At 34.2% G+C, this 15595-nt stretch carries 15 protein-coding genes; 8 read left to right on the top strand and 7 right to left on the bottom strand.

Translation table 11 applies throughout. From position 1 onward, the window contains the following. Positions 1 to 42 precede the first annotated feature (42 nt). Genes M2326_RS06905 through M2326_RS06890 form a run of 4 tightly spaced genes read left to right on the top strand, consistent with a single transcriptional unit; the run spans position 43 to position 2510 of the window. Positions 43 to 609 (top strand): RNA polymerase sigma factor, encoded by a 567-nt coding sequence (locus M2326_RS06905; protein WP_264618826.1) that lies wholly within the window; start codon positions 43 to 45, stop codon positions 607 to 609. After that, on the top strand, positions 606 to 806 hold the full coding sequence (locus tag M2326_RS06900) for a hypothetical protein (protein ID WP_264618825.1): 201 nt from the start codon (positions 606 to 608) through the stop codon (positions 804 to 806). Before M2326_RS06905 ends, M2326_RS06900 begins: the two co-directional genes overlap by 4 nt. 7 nt (positions 807 to 813) lie before the next feature. After that, entirely contained in the window at positions 814 to 1641 is an 828-nt protein-coding gene (locus M2326_RS06895; protein ID WP_264618824.1) for a mechanosensitive ion channel family protein, read from the top strand. 38 nt (positions 1642 to 1679) lie between these two features. After that, on the top strand, positions 1680 to 2510 hold the full coding sequence (locus tag M2326_RS06890) for a DUF2807 domain-containing protein (RefSeq protein WP_264618823.1): 831 nt from the start codon (positions 1680 to 1682) through the stop codon (positions 2508 to 2510). Between the two features lie 496 nt (positions 2511 to 3006). Here the strand turns inward: M2326_RS06890 and M2326_RS06885 are convergent, their stop codons facing one another. Continuing rightward, on the bottom strand, positions 3007 to 5640 hold the full coding sequence (locus tag M2326_RS06885; protein ID WP_264618822.1) for a DEAD/DEAH box helicase: 2634 nt from the start codon (positions 5638 to 5640) through the stop codon (positions 3007 to 3009). A gap of 102 nt (positions 5641 to 5742) precedes the next feature. Continuing rightward, positions 5743 to 7401: a site-specific DNA-methyltransferase gene (locus M2326_RS06880; RefSeq protein ID WP_264618821.1), complete on the bottom strand. Its 1659-nt coding sequence runs from the start codon at positions 7399 to 7401 to the stop codon at positions 5743 to 5745. Positions 7402 to 7457: 56 nt separating this feature from the next. Between M2326_RS06880 and M2326_RS06875 the strand changes: the two genes are divergently transcribed. Together M2326_RS06875 and M2326_RS06870 are read left to right on the top strand one after the other, a co-directional pair. Then, positions 7458 to 7745 carry a helix-turn-helix domain-containing protein gene (locus M2326_RS06875; RefSeq protein ID WP_264618820.1) on the top strand — a complete coding sequence of 96 codons (288 nt, stop codon included), beginning with the start codon at positions 7458 to 7460 and terminating at the stop codon, positions 7743 to 7745. A gap of 180 nt (positions 7746 to 7925) precedes the next feature. Next, positions 7926 to 8795 (top strand): Abi family protein, encoded by an 870-nt coding sequence (locus tag M2326_RS06870; RefSeq protein ID WP_264618819.1) that lies wholly within the window; start codon positions 7926 to 7928, stop codon positions 8793 to 8795. Between the two features lie 374 nt (positions 8796 to 9169). Here the strand turns inward: M2326_RS06870 and M2326_RS06865 are convergent, their stop codons facing one another. The 5 genes from M2326_RS06865 to M2326_RS06845 all read right to left on the bottom strand — a co-directional run bounded on the left by M2326_RS06865 (position 9170) and on the right by M2326_RS06845 (position 14371). Beyond that, on the bottom strand, positions 9170 to 11302 hold the full coding sequence (locus M2326_RS06865) for a polyribonucleotide nucleotidyltransferase (RefSeq protein ID WP_264618818.1): 2133 nt from the start codon (positions 11300 to 11302) through the stop codon (positions 9170 to 9172). Positions 11303 to 11483: 181 nt separating this feature from the next. After that, a complete protein-coding gene (gene rpsO, locus M2326_RS06860; protein WP_264618817.1) occupies positions 11484 to 11750 on the bottom strand; it encodes a 30S ribosomal protein S15 in 267 nt (88 codons plus the stop codon). Positions 11751 to 11860: 110 nt separating this feature from the next. Beyond that, the gene (locus tag M2326_RS06855) at positions 11861 to 12811 is read right to left on the bottom strand and encodes an energy transducer TonB (protein WP_264618816.1); all 951 of its coding nucleotides are present in this window, start codon (positions 12809 to 12811) and stop codon (positions 11861 to 11863) included. 142 nt (positions 12812 to 12953) lie between these two features. Then, positions 12954 to 13889 carry an energy transducer TonB gene (locus M2326_RS06850; RefSeq protein WP_264618815.1) on the bottom strand — a complete coding sequence of 312 codons (936 nt, stop codon included), beginning with the start codon at positions 13887 to 13889 and terminating at the stop codon, positions 12954 to 12956. Between the two features lie 23 nt (positions 13890 to 13912). Then, positions 13913 to 14371 carry a GAF domain-containing protein gene (locus M2326_RS06845; RefSeq protein WP_264618814.1) on the bottom strand — a complete coding sequence of 153 codons (459 nt, stop codon included), beginning with the start codon at positions 14369 to 14371 and terminating at the stop codon, positions 13913 to 13915. A 72-nt stretch (positions 14372 to 14443) separates the two neighbouring features. Between M2326_RS06845 and xrtF the strand changes: the two genes are divergently transcribed. Both xrtF and M2326_RS06835 read left to right on the top strand, forming a co-directional pair. After that, positions 14444 to 14995 carry an exosortase family protein XrtF gene (xrtF, locus tag M2326_RS06840; RefSeq protein WP_264618813.1) on the top strand — a complete coding sequence of 184 codons (552 nt, stop codon included), beginning with the start codon at positions 14444 to 14446 and terminating at the stop codon, positions 14993 to 14995. Beyond that, the gene (locus M2326_RS06835; protein ID WP_264618812.1) at positions 14970 to 15416 is read left to right on the top strand and encodes an exosortase F system-associated membrane protein; all 447 of its coding nucleotides are present in this window, start codon (positions 14970 to 14972) and stop codon (positions 15414 to 15416) included. Before xrtF ends, M2326_RS06835 begins: the two co-directional genes overlap by 26 nt. The last annotated feature ends 179 nt before the right edge of the window (positions 15417 to 15595 follow it).

Here is a 15595-nt window from a genome sequence, read left to right as displayed (position 1 = left end):
TAGTAAAAGTGCTTTTTTGGTTAAAAGATGTAAAGAAGGTGTATGGTCAAAAATTACGATGGCATTCTTGATGAAGAATTAGCTTCAAAAATAGGGAAAACAAATGATACCGTACTTTTTGGAGTGCTGTACGATCGATACGAACATTTGGTGTATAATAAATGTTATGGCTTTGTGCGTTCGGTTGATGAAGCCAAAGATTTGACTCAAGATGTGTTTTTGCATGTTTTTGTCAAAATCGCCACCTTCAAAGGGAATTCTAAATTTTCTACTTGGTTGTATTCTGTTACCTATAATTTTTGTGTCAATTATTTGAGTCGCGATAAAGAACGACAAATGGCCTCTCATTCGAACCAAATAGAAGAGCAATATGATGTCGCTATCGAAGTTAGTGATTACAGCCTGTCGCAAATGCAAGTGGATAAACTTGAAAAAGCACTGACATTAATTCCGCCCGAGGACCGAATGATATTGCAAATGAAATACCAAGACGAAGCTTCGATCAAAGAACTTCAAGAGGTGTTGGAACTATCAGAAAGCGCCGTAAAAATGCGCCTCTCGAGAGCCAAAACAAAAATAGCCGAATTGTATAATAAAATAGATGTATGATGGAAAATGAAAATCCTTTCAAAAAAATAGGTCTTCCTCAGCAAGAAGTACCGCACGACTTGAAGAAAAAAGTGATGGACGACGTAAATACCGTTAAATTCATTTTGGAAGTGACTAGCTTGTTTTCGTCAAACTACGCTTCAACCATTGAGGGTATGTTTAAAACGAAATCTAAAAATAACAACGACACAAAATAATAAGAATATGGAAGTTTTAGATCAATTACAATCCGATACGTTAAACACGATTAATACGCTCTTCTTTAAAATTGGCGAGGGATTGATTAGCTTTATTTATGCCATTCTTGTGTTGGTAATAGGTTGGGCAATTTCAAAAGGATTAATTTTTATTCTAAGAAAAGCCCTTGCTGTATCGAGTATTGATAAAGTAGGCGAAAAAATAAATGAATCAGATTTGTTCGGAAAATCAGAGTATAAGATCAATATTTCTGAGATAATTATTGGTTTTGTGCGCTGGATTTTAATTTTGGTGTTCATGATTATCGCTGCCGATGTCATGCAGTGGACAATAATCTCTGTCGAAATCAGTAATCTATTGCGTTACTTGCCAAAATTATTTAGTGCGTTGGCCTTGTTTATGATCGGCGTTTATATTGCCAATTTTGTTCGAAAAGCAATTTCTGGCTTGTTTACTTCACTCAGCATGAGCGGAGGAAAAGTGATCAGTAGCATGGCTTTTTATGGTATTGCAATTTTGGTGACCATCACTGCGCTCAATCAAGCAGGCGTTGACACTACCATCATCACCAACAATGTGACTATTATTTTGGGTGCTTTTTTACTCACTTTTGTCTTGGCTTTTGGACTAGGATCGAAAGATGTAATCACCAATTTGCTCCTCACATTTTATGCTAGAAAAAACTATACCGTTGGCGAATATATTAAGGTCAATGGTCAAGAAGGCGAAATAGTTGCTATTGAAAACATCAGTATGACACTGAAAACTGTAACAGGAAAAGTAATTATTCCAATTCTTCAAATCGTTGAAAATACAGTTGAAGTTAAGGAGTAATTATGAATATTAAAACTAATAATTTAAAAACTAACATTATGAAAAAAACACTACTAACACTGTTTTTATTAACATTTGTAGCTTCGTTACAAGCACAAAAAAAAGTAAAAATCAAAGGAGATAAAATTGTAGTTGAAAAGACCTATGATCTAGGTGGATTTGATACTGTCGAGGTGCATGACGATTTAAAAATAACTTTTACGGCTGGAAACTCAAGTAGTAATTATTTTTTGAAAGCCGATTCGAATCTACACGATGTCATCAAATTTGAAGTGGTTGATAGTGTCCTGAGAATTGGGACTTCTGCCAAAATTACTTCAAGCAAGCGAATCGAAATTATATTGAATGTGGCCAAAATACATGCAATCAAATTGTATGATGATGCTGTTTTGAAACAATTAGGATCGCTAGTAGTTGCAGAGGATTTTGATATTATGGGTAAAGATGATTCGAAAATGAAATTAAATATCAATGCGAAAAATATCAATTTTAGCTTGAGCAATAGTGCTGATGGCGAATTAAATTTACAAGGAGAGTCGGTTAAAATGATTTTGAATGATAAGGTAGATGCTGAATTAATACTAAAAACAGCTTCTTTGGATTTGCAATTGTATAAAAGTGCGGAGCTGACGGTTAGTGGTGACGCCGAGAATTTAAGATTGAGCCTTGTAGGTAAGCCTGTTTTGAAAGCTGAAAAATTAATGACCCGTACTGCTGATGTCAAGCAGCAAGATGGCTCACAAGCAACCTTAAACTGTTCCAAAGAAATCGCCATTTTTCTAGAAGGTAATTCAAAACTGTACTTGTACAACTCTCCAAAAGTAATCATGAATGGATTTCATGGAAAATCGGAGTTGTTGAAGAGATAATCAGTAAGATGTAATACACTAGAATCCCGTTTCGAGAGAAATGGGATTTTTTTATTTCGTCTGTGTTCAATTTTTCTCAAATTTGCGTCGTATGATTTGGGCATTCCCTACGGTCGGGCTATCCGCTATATCTTTGATTCCATTTCATTTCATCAAAGGATACCGCTTCTATCCCTAATGCGGTTTTGATATTAAAATTGCATCTGCAGTCAATAATTGATCCCTCCAAATTAATCAAAGGATTAAAAATAGATTTAGAAAACGATATTTTATTTTTTGTTTTGAACTAGAAAATACTATAAACCCAGACTTTGCTCTAGGTTTTTTTGTTTCTTCCCTATTCTGTTTAGCCATGGTTTTTGGCGACCAATACTCGAAACAGTTGTCACGCTGAAAGCGTCTCAGTAAAGTTGCACATCAATTTTCAGTTTTTCAAGGGGTTTACCGCTAACAGCCTCCTTTTACAACTTTTTTCACTGGTATATATATTTAAATTTTACATCTGCTGAATTAAGGAAATTGCTTTTTCTAGATTATAAGCACCATCAATGGCATTCTTGTCAAATACCATCATATACACATAGTTGCTACCCGAGGCAGTAGACCATGCTTTACCTAATCGTAATTTGGCAGCACTATCAGAGTTGTCTCTGTCAGAACCTTTGGTTTCGACTATAATCACTTTGTTATTTTTGGTCACTAATATAAAGTCTGGATAATGATTGGATTTGTAACCATTCAAAGCAAAGCCTTTTCCTCTTCCCAAATTACGGTGCCAAAAGGCAATATTCGAAAAACTGGAAATCTCCAAAATGAACTGCTGTTCCAGTCCATTCATATCTCCTTCATGAACATAAAGGGAGTTTCCAATATCGTTTCCAATGCGAGATGGTATGATAGCAGTTTCAAATTTCCAAACTGTTTCTGTTTTTATTTTGTTTATAGCCAACCAATCATTAAAAACTTCCTCGGCACAAGTATCTGCCAAATCATTGATTTTTTTCTTAATCAAATCGGCATACGATAAATTGTATTGGTTAAAGTCTATTAATTCCTGTGCCGACATGTTTTCCAAAATTCTTGTAACATACTTTTTAATTTCGGTATGTGCAATTGGTGGCATTTTGTCAATTTGTTTCACTACAAAGTGAACTAAATCTTTGATTTGTCCTTCTTTGGGTTTTGCCAAAATATAATTGGTAATCTGCTCCTGAACAGAATTGTTTTCAATCTTAAAAGGAGACATTTTATATTCGCCGTTTCCTATTTCTTCGGTGTCTATTTTGTACAAATCAGATGTAATGCTTTTAAAAGCAATTTGAATGTCTTTGTCTGATAGTTTGAAATTTTTCAAAAGATTTACTCTGTCCAGTAATGCCGTTGCTCCGTCATCCATTAGCAAAAATTCGTTTTTGGGTGTTTCAATTACAAATTTTGGTAGGATGATTTTTTGGGCTTGTTGCGCTACATTTTCACGCATTTTGTATTGTTTCACTTTTATTCCCACTTCTGTAAAGGTTTTTAAGGCGAAATCGCTATTGTCTTGATTTTTAATTTGCTTTAGAAATTGCTCATTTTGAGAGATTGCCATTTCTTCCATTTCAAAAACACTTGCGTTTGTTGCGCTTATCTGTTCCGGGTTGAATACTATTTTTTCAGCATCAAAACCGTTTTCAATGTCAGCAGTTTTTTTGCTTTGTTCTGGAAAAAGAAAGTTATCTAAGGTTTCCTGTTGAGCTTCTTCTTTTATTAATTCAGGCATGATATCCTTATCTCGATAGTCTTTTTCGCTAAAACCAGATTGTTGTAGTCCCTTGATGATGTTTTGTAACGTATTTTGAAATTTTGCCGAAGCGGTAATTACATACGACAAATTTAGCATGGTACTATCATGTTTCATCACATAAGGTTGACGCAAAACACGACCTAAAATTTGAGTTACATCAACTTCTGATGATTTGTCGGCTAATGAAGCAAGTATGTAAGCAAATGGGCAATCCCAACCTTCTTTTAATGCGTTGATTGTAATGATATAGCGAACAGGACAATTAGGACTCATCAAATCAATTCCTTTCAATTCATCTTTGTTGGCAGTTTTAATTTTTATGTGGTCGTCAGGAATCCCAATGGAAATGAGTTGTGCTTTTAGTTTGTCATAAGTGGTGTTGTCTTCCTTTCCTTTTGATTGCGCTTGAAACAAAACAATTGGACGAATGTATTTTCCGCCATTGCTTTCCAAAATTTTAGCCTCGTTTTCAAGTTTGTGTTGTAAATGCAAGGCACTTTCGATGACACTTTCAATATTTTGATGGTTATATACAATAACGGGCAATTTGACCATGTGCTCTTTTTTGAGTTCAATGGCTGAAACCAAACTTACAATGTTGGCATTTTGTTTGGGCGTTGCTGTCAAATCTAGAATAAAACTTGGGTTGAGGTTGTTTAACATTTCAACACTCAAATCACTTTCGGCATTGTGACTTTCATCAACTACCAAAATGGGGTTTAAACTGCGAATAACATTAATTAAAGCTTCTTTTTCGGTTCCTTCAAGTATGTCGTTTTCATTTATTTGAAAGTTGGCTAAGTTCGAATTTTGTTCGTTTATTTTACGGTCTTCTTTGTTTTTTGCTCGTATCGAAGCAAAATTCATGACCATAATGCTCAGTTGTTCTTGTACTGAAGATGGATTGAAACTTGCGCCTTGTAACAAGTCTCGTTTTTCAAAAACTTGAAATCTATTGTTGAAAAGTGAATTTAGTTTTTGGCAGTAGGGATGTTCAGGGTTGGAAAGATTACGTACGGTTTGGTCCAATAGGTTACTCCAAGGCACAAGCCAAACCACAGCACGTGTTTTAGTATCTGGCATGGCGTCAAAAATGGTTTTGAGCGCATTGCATGCTATAAAAGTTTTTCCGCCTGCTGTGGGAACTTTTATACTCAAATGTACTGCTCCTGGTACGGTGTTTTGGTACGGACGCATTCCTTCGCCAGTCAGTGGATTATAATAGCCTACTTTGTCCTGCCAAAACGTATTGAAAGCCGTATCGGCTTTTTTATGGTTTTGTAAATACTCAAAATAATTTTCTAAGTCGTCAATGACTTGTTTTTGGTAGGTTTTTAATTCCATTGGTTTACTTATTTGCCACAAAGTCACAAGGACTTTAAGATTTTTACTCTTATTTTGTTTTTTTAACCCTTTCAGGGTTTTAAACCCTGAAAGGGTTGCTCGTTAAAACCGTGTTATGTCTCTTGGTATTTTTTTGAACTCTATATTTTTTTCTCGCAAAAACGTTTCGGGCAATAAACAGTTGTCTGCGTAAATGATGTAGCGCTCTGCTTTTTGTTGTACGTAGGCTGCTAGAGAATCGTAGTCTAGAGTGGTTAAATTATCTTTGTCGTAAATGAAATAATAGCCAGTATCGTTGTGATTGCCAAGAAAAACCACCCCGTCCTTCGGACACCCCTCCAATGGAGGGGAATATGCGCTGCGGGTTTCTGTGAACCAAACGTATTCTTGGATTTTTTCGATTGGTATGTTTTCATTTAGATTATTGTTGTCGTCAAAAAGGGGTTCACCTAAAGTGTAATAATCGAAATTACCTCCTGTTCCTTCAACCGCTTTTGAGTCTTCGCCATAGCCATTTATCACTCTTTTAACACGTTCGGCAGTGATGGTTTCTGCGTAGTTTTCCATTTCTATTAAAATGAATTTTCTGTTGCCACCATCTTGTTTGTTTAAGTTTAAAACGGCATGGGCTGTTGTGCCTGAGCCAGCAAAGCTGTCTAGGATTATGGAGTTTGGGTTTTCTATTAAGTTTATGAAGAAACTAACAAGTGAAGTAGGTTTAGGATAGTCAAACATATATTTACCAAATATGTTTTCTAAGTCTTTTTTTGCACCTTCATTAGTTTCAATTCCTTCATTTTTCTTATCCAAAGTTGTTGTGAAGTATTTTTCTTTTAAAAGATTTGTAGGGGCTTTATAACTATCCGTTGTTCTTAGAAAACGCATCGAAAATTTATCTGATTTTATTACAAATGTTGTTCCTTGTGAGATTTCTAAATTTATAGTTTTTTGGATCCATTTAAATGTGCCTGTCAGCTCAAAATCTATATTTGAATATCCATTCTTAATTGTAATGTTTTGATGAAGGTAACACTTGTCGTATTGACCTGCAGGAAATGTTACATCAGACATTTTAAAAAAGACATCTTCGCTTCTAAATTTTATTTTTGCCAAAGGATTTCCAGAATTTAATAAAGGTGCGTCTCCTCCGTCTCCTAGTTCAGCAACATATTTTGTGCTTGTTTTTCTTTTTTCAAAACATAAAACATATTCTACGGTTTTCCTCGATTTATTAGCTAAACTTGGTGGTGTTGATGTTTTTGTCCAACAGAAATAATCTACAAAATTATACGGTCCAAATATTTCATCCATCATTATTTTAAGATGTGACAACTCATGATCATCAATAGAAATAAAAATCACCCCGTCTTTTGCCAAAAGTTTGTGAAGTAATTTCAATCGTGGGTACATCATACACAACCATTTGTCGTGGCGCGTTAAATCTTCACTTTCTTTACCTACAACTTTACCTAGCCATTTCTTGATTTGTGGTGAATTGGTGTTGTCATTATAAACCCAACCTTCGTTTCCTGTATTGTATGGTGGGTCTATGTAAATACAATTTACTTTTCCTTCGTATTTGGGTAATAATGATTTTAGGGCTTCGAGGTTGTCACCATTAATGATGAGGTTGCCTGAGTCGATTGGTGTTTCTGTTTTTCCTTTGTTTGAAAAACCATATTGATGATTCAAGACTTTGTAAGGAACATCTTGATGATGGTTGATGATTTTGTCTTTACCGATCCAGTGTAATGTGGGCATTTTATTATTGATTTTCTTCAAATATAAATATTTCGGACAAAACTCCGAACGTTAAAATGAAATATTTTAGTTGTGTTGGGTTTATTTGCTATGTGCAAAGCGAATTAGATAAAATAAAGGAAACCCTTACCGAAAGAATTCGTATTCTCTTTATGGAACAGCATAATGGGAATAAGCTTCAATTTGCCAAAAAAGTAGGTTGTGATGAGAAAACCTTGCGTTTAATTTTTGATAAAAACCAAGGTATGACAATGAATTTATTTTTTAAAATTGCTCATGCTCTCAATATAGATCCCTCCGAATTAATCAAAGGATTGAAAATAGATTTAGAAAACGATATTTGATTTTTAGTTTTGAACTAGAAAACACTATAAACCCAGACTTTGCTCTGGTTTTTTTTTGCTTGTGTTTGAAATGTTTTTATAATTTAACCTATTGACAGAGTTGTTCAAAACTATACTTTATTGTGAATAAGTTTGACTTTTAATTCTTATTAAAAAACGCAAACTTTGTAAAAAAAGAAAATGGCAGGTATAGCGACCAATGTTGATGATCAGGTTTTAAAGCTACAGGACCGTGGAATGGTTTTGGACTTAGAAATTGAAAAAGTTAAGGAGATTTTGCTTGATATTGGTTATTATAGGTTAGGGTTTTATTGGAATCCTTTTGAGATAAATTCGGATCATATATTCAAAGATGGCACATTATTTTCGAATGCTGTAACTTTATATTATTTAGATGTGGATTTAAGAAATTTGCTGCTCAAATATTTGAACAGAATAGAAATTAATTTTAGAACCAAACTAGTTTATTATGTTTCTAATAAGTACAAGTCTTCGCCTACTTGGTTTATAAATCCTAGAGTAATAGATATTCGGTACATTAATACCATTGGGAAGTACTATAATGAAGATTTTAAAAGAACAAACAAAACAATCAAATTACATCATTTAAATAATATCAATGATTTATACGCTCCCGCATGGAAAACATTAGAATTTTTTACATTTGGGGCTGTACTTAAAACTTTTAAATCTTTAAATGATGGTGAGTTGAAAGTAAAGGTCGCAAATTTGTATGGTATTTTGAATTTGTCAAAGTTTATTAATCTATTTGATACAATTGTCTATGTGAGGAATACTTGTGCACATGGTGGTGTATTGTTTGATTTTAAAACTCCCAAAGGGATTGCTTCATTACCAAATATTAGCTTTAATAATAACAATAGGCACTCTTTGGACTCTGCTATAAAAATAATTTCTTTCATTTTGAAATCGGTATCTAATGAAAGGGCAAATGATCTGGATAGAGATTTGAATCAGCTATTTAATAAACACTCTGAAAATGAAATTATTAAAGGAATTATTGAAAATAAAATTGGTTTTAAGTTTTGAGTTAATTTTATTTTTGATTTATTTTAAATTAAATTGGCATTTCTTTGTATCTTTGCAATATAATAAGTGCCCTGCTATTCTTTGCATTAGTGCTGCACTCTAAAAAAATAATATAAACCCAGACTTTGCTCTGGGTTTTTTTGTTTAGAATGTTTTGTATCAAACACAAATCCGCATGAGGGATAGGAGCTAGCTACCGAAGTAGCGCGTATAGCCCGACGGCAGTAAAGATAAGGGGCTTATAGTACTCATAAGAATAAGCCCCTTATGTTTGCTGGCGGCATGCCCTGATAAAACAAAAATCCCGTCTCAAATGAATGAAACGGGATTTTTTATAAATAAACCTTTAGTAAACTAAGATCTGATTACTCTAATTATGACTCACGTGGAGGTCTTGGTAAAAGTGCTTTTCTAGAAACTTTTTCTTTTCTAGTTTTTGGATCCATACCTAAGTATTTAATTTGGAAAGTATCTCCCATATTAACTACGTCAGTAACGTTTTCTGTGCGTTCCCAAGCTAACTCAGATACGTGCAATAAAACTTCGTTTCCTGGAGCATCAAGATATTCAACGACAGCACCAAAATCTAGCATTTTGATTACTTTCACATCATAAGTCTCGTTCATTTTTGGTTTGAAAGTGATAGACTTAATTTTAGCCAATACCGCTTCAATTCCAGCAGGATCTGTACCTAAGATTTCAATAACTCCTTCTTCAGTAGTAGGATCTTCATTGATAACGATAGTTGTTCCAGTAGTTTTTTGTAATTCTTGAATTACTTTTCCACCAGGTCCGATTAAGGCTCCGATGAAAGCATTAGGAATTCTTCTTGTAATGATTTTTGGAGCGTAAGCTTTAACATCTTCTTTTGGAGAAGCTAAAGTTTCGATTAGTTTTCCAAGGATATGCAAACGACCGTCTCTAGCTTGAGCCAAAGCAGCTTCCATAATCTCGTATTTCAAACCGTCAATTTTGATGTCCATTTGACAAGCTGTGATACCAACTGAAGTTCCAGTTACTTTAAAGTCCATGTCTCCCAAGTGATCTTCGTCACCCAAAATATCAGACAATACAGCGTAACGATCACCGTCAGTAATTAATCCCATAGCGATTCCAGAAACTGGACGAATCATTTGAATACCAGCATCCATCAAAGATAGAGTTCCAGCACAAACAGTTGCCATAGAAGAAGATCCATTCGATTCTAATACTTCAGATACCACACGAATTGTATAAGGACAATCTGCAGGAATCATGTTTTTTAACGCTCTTTGCGCCAAGTTTCCGTGACCTACTTCTCTTCTTGAAGTTCCTCTCAACGGACGAGCTTCACCTGTAGAGAAAGGAGGGAAGTTATAGTGCAAGTAGAATTTCTCTTCACCTTGTTGTGATGGAGAGTCAATTTGGTTTGCCTCTCTAGAAGTTCCTAAAGTTGCTGTTGCCAATGCTTGAGTTTCTCCACGTGTAAACAAAGCCGATCCGTGTACAGATGGTAAATAATCAATTTCACACCAGATAGGTCTGATTTCTGTAGTTTTTCTACCGTCCAAACGTGTTCCTAAATCTAGGGTTACGTTACGAACTGCTTCTTTGTTTGTTTTGTAAAAGTATTTAGAAACTAAATCGCCATTTTCTGCTAATTCTTCTTCTGTAAACAATGCTTTTACTTCTTCTTTCACCTCTGCAAATGCAGCTGTACGTTCTTGTTTTGAAGAACCTTTGCTTGCAATAGCATAGATTTTATCGTAAGATGCTGCTTTTACTTTAGCGTAAATGGCATCATCTGTTCTTTCAGTTTCGTAAGTACGTACTTCTTTTTTACCAAAAGCTGCTTGCAAACGCAATTGAGCCGAAATTTGGTTCTTGATATGTTCGTGAGCAAATTTAATTGCTTCTAACATTTCAGCTTCTGAGATTTCTTTCATCTCTCCTTCTACCATTGCAATAGAATCCATAGAAGCTCCAATCATCATATCGATGTCAGATAAGTCTAATTGTGCACGGCTTGGGTTGATAATGAATTTTCCATCAATACGACCAACTCTAGCTTCAGAGATTAATGTTTCGAAAGGAATGTCAGATAAAGCCAATGCTGCTGATGCTGCTAAACCTGCTAATGCATCTGGCATAACATCTTCGTCATAAGACATCAACTGAATCATAACCTGTACTTCTGCATGATAGTCTGATGGGAAAAGTGGACGCAATACACGGTCAACTAGTCTCATTGTCAATACTTCGCTATCACTTGGTCTTGCTTCTCTTTTGAAGAAACCTCCAGGGAAACGTCCAGCGGCAGCAAATTTTTCGCGGTAATCTACCGTTAATGGTAAAAAGTCAATACCAGGACTTGCTTTTCTTGATGATACTACTGTTCCTAAGATTACAGTTTTTCCTATTCTAATTACTACAGATCCGTCAGCTTGTTTAGCCAAACGTCCTGTCTCGATTGTGATGTTTCTTCCATCACCTAAATCGATGGTTTCTACAAATAATTGTGGAATCATAAATTTTCTTTTTTTTTGGTTATTAAAAAAATGGATAACTAGTTGTGTTGTAGTTGTTGCGCGTAGTTAATGCGTAAAATCCAATGAAAAACCAAAACTTTTTTATTCAATGTAATGTCCTAAAATACATTAGGGGTATAAAGCAAAAAGAGGTACTTGCGCACCTCTTTTTTTATATTGATTATTTTCTAATACCCAATACTTTGATAATCTCACGATATCTGTTGATCTCTTTCTTTTTCAAGTAATCTAGTAAAGATCTTCTTTTACCTACTAGTAATACTAATGAACGCTCTGTGTTATAATCGTGACGATTTTTTTTCAAGTGCTCTGTTAAGTGAGAGATTCTGAAAGTAAATAAAGCGATTTGCGCTTCAGCTTTTCCAGTGTTTGTTTTTTCTCCGTGTTGTGCGAAGATTTCTTCTTTTACTTCTTTAGTTAAATACATTCCAATATTATTTAATGATTATTATGTATGCCAATACATTTATTGTACGACGGCTGCAAAGGTAAAAAATAATTATGAGTTATGAGTTATGAGTTATAAGTTTTTTTTTGCTATTTGAAATTGCTTTTTCGCTCTAAAAATTGATCGTAAGGACTCGCTAGTGGATCTGTACTTTTGTTTTGAGGTTCGGCAATATTAATTGTTATGCTGTACAAAACATTTACTGGCTGTCCTCTTCTTTTTCCAAGTATCCACCTTTCATAACTAGTAAGTACTTTGATTAATTCTTCGTCTAGCCCTTCTCCAAGTCCTCTTAGTATTTTTATTTTGGATACTTGTCCTTCTTTATCAATCACAAAAGCCGCATAGATTTTACCTGTTTTTTCTCTTAATTTTGCTCTATTAGTTATAACGAAGTTATTCGATATATAGGAGTAGAAATCTTCTATGCCTTTTTTTGGTATCGGTTTCTCTTCCATGTTCGCATATTTCGATTCGTTGCCTTTGTTGTCGGTAAATATTCCAGATAGTAGCGTTCCCTTTTTGAATTTTTCTGTATACGAGCTGTTTTTTTTACGGTCATTTTCATGCCAAACGCCATCCTTTAAACCGTTAACAAATTTTCCTTGAATACTAAGGCTATCATTATCAATCAGAAACTCTCCATCACCATCAATGATGGTTTGGATTTTTTCTGTATTCCAAAACTGTTCTATTTTTCTGATGTTAATTCGTGGACCAGAAGAATTTGTTTCACCTTCTAGTTTTTTGTCTCCATTGTCGTAATATTCAATTACCTTACTATTGGGCGAGTAACCTTTGTTTTTTATTACTTTAAATGTGATCTCTCGAATTAATTTTCCAGATTTATTATAGTCAGATCGTACGTACTCATCTTTAATGATATACTGATCTTTTATTACAGTACAAGAGTCAAATACGGTTAAGGATACTTTTTGAGGCTTACCATCTTTGTAATAAGTAACTTTGTTGTTGCCTAAACGCATTTGACCAAACGTATAATTTGATAGAAATAGAATTGTAAGTAGTTTTAGTCTCATAAAATTATTTGGTTTAATAGGTGTTTAAAGACTGGTTTTTGAATAGAATTATAGCTTGTGTAAAGTCCTTATCAGTTTTAATTTAAAATTTAATAAAAATTACTTTCACGTTATATTTCATTAAAGTGATAAGTTAGTGCTTTTACTTTCTTCCCATTAATGTAATGGGTATTGAATATAAGACTCGCACATATTGCCCCCTTTGTTTGGCCGGAATCCATCGCTCATAACTACTTATTACCCGAATAGCTTCTGCATCCAATGTTTCATTTAAAGATTTAATCGTTTTTGGTTCTACAATTTGGCCGTCCTTATCTACAATAAAGGTGGTGAATATTTTTCCGCTTAATGATTCGTATTCTTTTGCAGTATGGAAGTTTTTTCCAATGTGTTTGTAGAAGTCGTTTATTCCTCTCAGAGGTAGTGGTCTACTTTCGAGTTCTGTATAATGATACGCTGTCCCATTGTTGTCCTTACTAACACCGGATACTAATTCGCCTTTTTTGTATGTTTCCGTATACGTTTTATCTTTGTTGTATTGACCGGTCCATTCTCCATCCTTAATTCCGTTTTTGTACCAGCCTTTGTCAAAAAAGTTATCTCCTTTGTTTTCGTATAGTCCCGTTCCGTTAATTATTAGGTGATTACCATCTACATTCCAATATTGGTCCATTCGAAATTGGTTACTGAAACCATTTTTAGAATCAGCATATTCTCCTTCTAATTTTTTTTGACCATTCTCATGCCATTGGCTTTCTTTTCCAGTCAATCTAGATTTGAGGTAGTTATTAACGGTTTTTTTTTGACCGTTTTCATAGTAAAAGGTGAATTCGCCTTCTTTGCTACCATTATTTTTAGTTTTCGAATGTCCTTCCATCTGTAAAACGCCAGATTTGTAATAGTCTTTGATAAGGTATAATTCCGTTGAAGCATCGTAATCAGCTACAATTCTATAATATTTATAATTATTTTCAGTTGATTCATTCCAAAGTGAGTCCAAGTAGATTTTGTTTTCAAATTTATCTTGGGCAAAAAAGAGCGTAGGAATAAACAGAACTGCAAGTAATAATTTTTTCATATAGAAGGAATATAGGTGGGGTTTTAAGCGAAAAGTTGGGCTACCTGTACGTTTACAAATTCCAAAAAACGTTCATCATCAGCGGTAAAAGGATCAATTACGTGGCTGTCAATATCAATTTGTCCTATGTTTTTTCCATCTACAAATAATGGAACTACAATTTCCGACTTTACTGTAAAGCTGCAAGCGATGTAATTGTCTTGAGCAGCGACGTCTGGAACAACAAAGTTTGCATTTGATTCTGCTACCTGTCCGCAAATCCCCTTTCCAAACGGAATAACTGTATGATCTGTTTCTGCTCCTATATACGGGCCTAGGTGCAATGTTTTGGTCTCGTGATTTGCAAAATAGAAGCCAACCCAGTTGTAATATTCGATATTCTCATTTAAAAGTTTACAGATTGCTAAAAGTTTCTCATCTCTTGAAAGAGATTCATGAGTTGTGATTATTGTTACCTTAGGTTGTAATTCCTGAAATGTCATATTTTTATATTTTTTATACAAAAGTATTTAAACTCCATATTATAATTACATAAATTTGTTAAAAAATCAGCTTTGAATTATTATCTCTTAAAATATAAGCCCTTCCTATTGTTCTTGTTGAAGTTTTTTTTGACCTACGGAATTTTAACCTTGGTATATCAAGGCTATTTAAATAGTTTTGGGTTTGATAAAGTTGATGGCATTACGCAGGCAGTTGGGCGCAACACAAAGGAACTTCTGGATCTTTTTGGAGCTCCTTTCTCATTCGATAAAAATTCAAACGAATCCTATTTGAGGTTGTTTTATAATGGAAAATATGTGGCCCGAATTATTGAAGGTTGCAATAGTGTGAGTGTACTTATTCTTTTTATGGCTTTTGTAGTGTCATTTTCGGGTACATTAAAAGCAACGCTTTTGTTTCTCTTTGGTGGTGTTGCCTTAATTTATTTACTAAATGTAGTACGTATTGCGGTACTTTGTGTGTTGCTATTTTATTTCCCTGAGCAAGAAGCCTTTTTACATCGCATCTTTTTTCCGCTTTTTATATACGGGTTTGTGTTTCTACTATGGATACTGTGGATTTCTAATTTTTCAAAATATGCTAAAAAAAATACGCCAGTATAAATATAGAATCCTTTTGGGTGGTCTAGCTATTTTTGCTTTGATCTCAATTCGTGTGTTTGAGAGGGTTTTGTTTTATGATCCCTTTCTATACTATTTTGAGTTGGAGTTCAATAGGATTCCGTTACCAACTTACGATTCTTTTTCGTTGTTCCTAAGTCTCACGTTTAGGTACGTGCTCAATAGTGTTTTTTCTTTACTGCTGATTTATATCGTTTTTAAGGAATACAATACGATCAAATTTGCATTAGTATTGTACGCTGTTTTTTTTCTAGTTCTCATGATGAGTATGGGTACAGTTTTACATTTTTATGAAACGGATGATAATTTCATGCTTTTTTATATTCGTAGATTTTTAATACAGCCCATTTTTGTGTTGCTTTTCATTCCCGCATTTTACTACCAACGACTTTCTTTAAAATAAAAAAGATACTATTTAAAACAACTTCGCATCGAAAAGTGATTTTAAATAGTATCTCAGTTTTAAAAAGAAAACCAATTCTTTTATTATTTTGGGCGTGACCCGCAGAAAAAAGCGGGTCGGGCTATTCGTTGCAAGTCCTCAACAAGTTCCGCTATCGCTACACTTGTTTGTGGGCTTTT

Source organism: Flavobacterium psychraerolatum (assembly GCF_025960985.1).
Classification (GTDB): domain Bacteria; phylum Bacteroidota; class Bacteroidia; order Flavobacteriales; family Flavobacteriaceae; genus Flavobacterium.
Note: the sequence above shows the minus strand (reverse complement) of the source record. Positions and strands in the feature narration are given on the sequence as shown.

Excerpts from the sequence above, each read along its gene's own strand:
- M2326_RS06905 (WP_264618826.1), top strand. The coding sequence starts at position 43 with ATGGTCAAAAATTACGATGGCATTCTTGATGAAGAATTAGCTTCAAAA.
- M2326_RS06900 (WP_264618825.1), top strand. The coding sequence starts at position 606 with ATGATGGAAAATGAAAATCCTTTCAAAAAAATAGGTCTTCCTCAGCAA.
- M2326_RS06895 (WP_264618824.1), top strand. The coding sequence starts at position 814 with ATGGAAGTTTTAGATCAATTACAATCCGATACGTTAAACACGATTAAT.
- M2326_RS06890 (WP_264618823.1), top strand. The coding sequence starts at position 1,680 with ATGAAAAAAACACTACTAACACTGTTTTTATTAACATTTGTAGCTTCG.
- M2326_RS06885 (WP_264618822.1), bottom strand. The coding sequence starts at position 5,640 with ATGGAATTAAAAACCTACCAAAAACAAGTCATTGACGACTTAGAAAAT.
- M2326_RS06880 (WP_264618821.1), bottom strand. The coding sequence starts at position 7,401 with ATGCCCACATTACACTGGATCGGTAAAGACAAAATCATCAACCATCAT.
- M2326_RS06875 (WP_264618820.1), top strand. The coding sequence starts at position 7,458 with ATGAAATATTTTAGTTGTGTTGGGTTTATTTGCTATGTGCAAAGCGAA.
- M2326_RS06870 (WP_264618819.1), top strand. The coding sequence starts at position 7,926 with ATGGCAGGTATAGCGACCAATGTTGATGATCAGGTTTTAAAGCTACAG.
- M2326_RS06865 (WP_264618818.1), bottom strand. The coding sequence starts at position 11,302 with ATGATTCCACAATTATTTGTAGAAACCATCGATTTAGGTGATGGAAGA.
- rpsO (WP_264618817.1), bottom strand. The coding sequence starts at position 11,750 with ATGTATTTAACTAAAGAAGTAAAAGAAGAAATCTTCGCACAACACGGA.
- M2326_RS06855 (WP_264618816.1), bottom strand. The coding sequence starts at position 12,811 with ATGAGACTAAAACTACTTACAATTCTATTTCTATCAAATTATACGTTT.
- M2326_RS06850 (WP_264618815.1), bottom strand. The coding sequence starts at position 13,889 with ATGAAAAAATTATTACTTGCAGTTCTGTTTATTCCTACGCTCTTTTTT.
- M2326_RS06845 (WP_264618814.1), bottom strand. The coding sequence starts at position 14,371 with ATGACATTTCAGGAATTACAACCTAAGGTAACAATAATCACAACTCAT.
- M2326_RS06835 (WP_264618812.1), top strand. The coding sequence starts at position 14,970 with ATGCTAAAAAAAATACGCCAGTATAAATATAGAATCCTTTTGGGTGGT.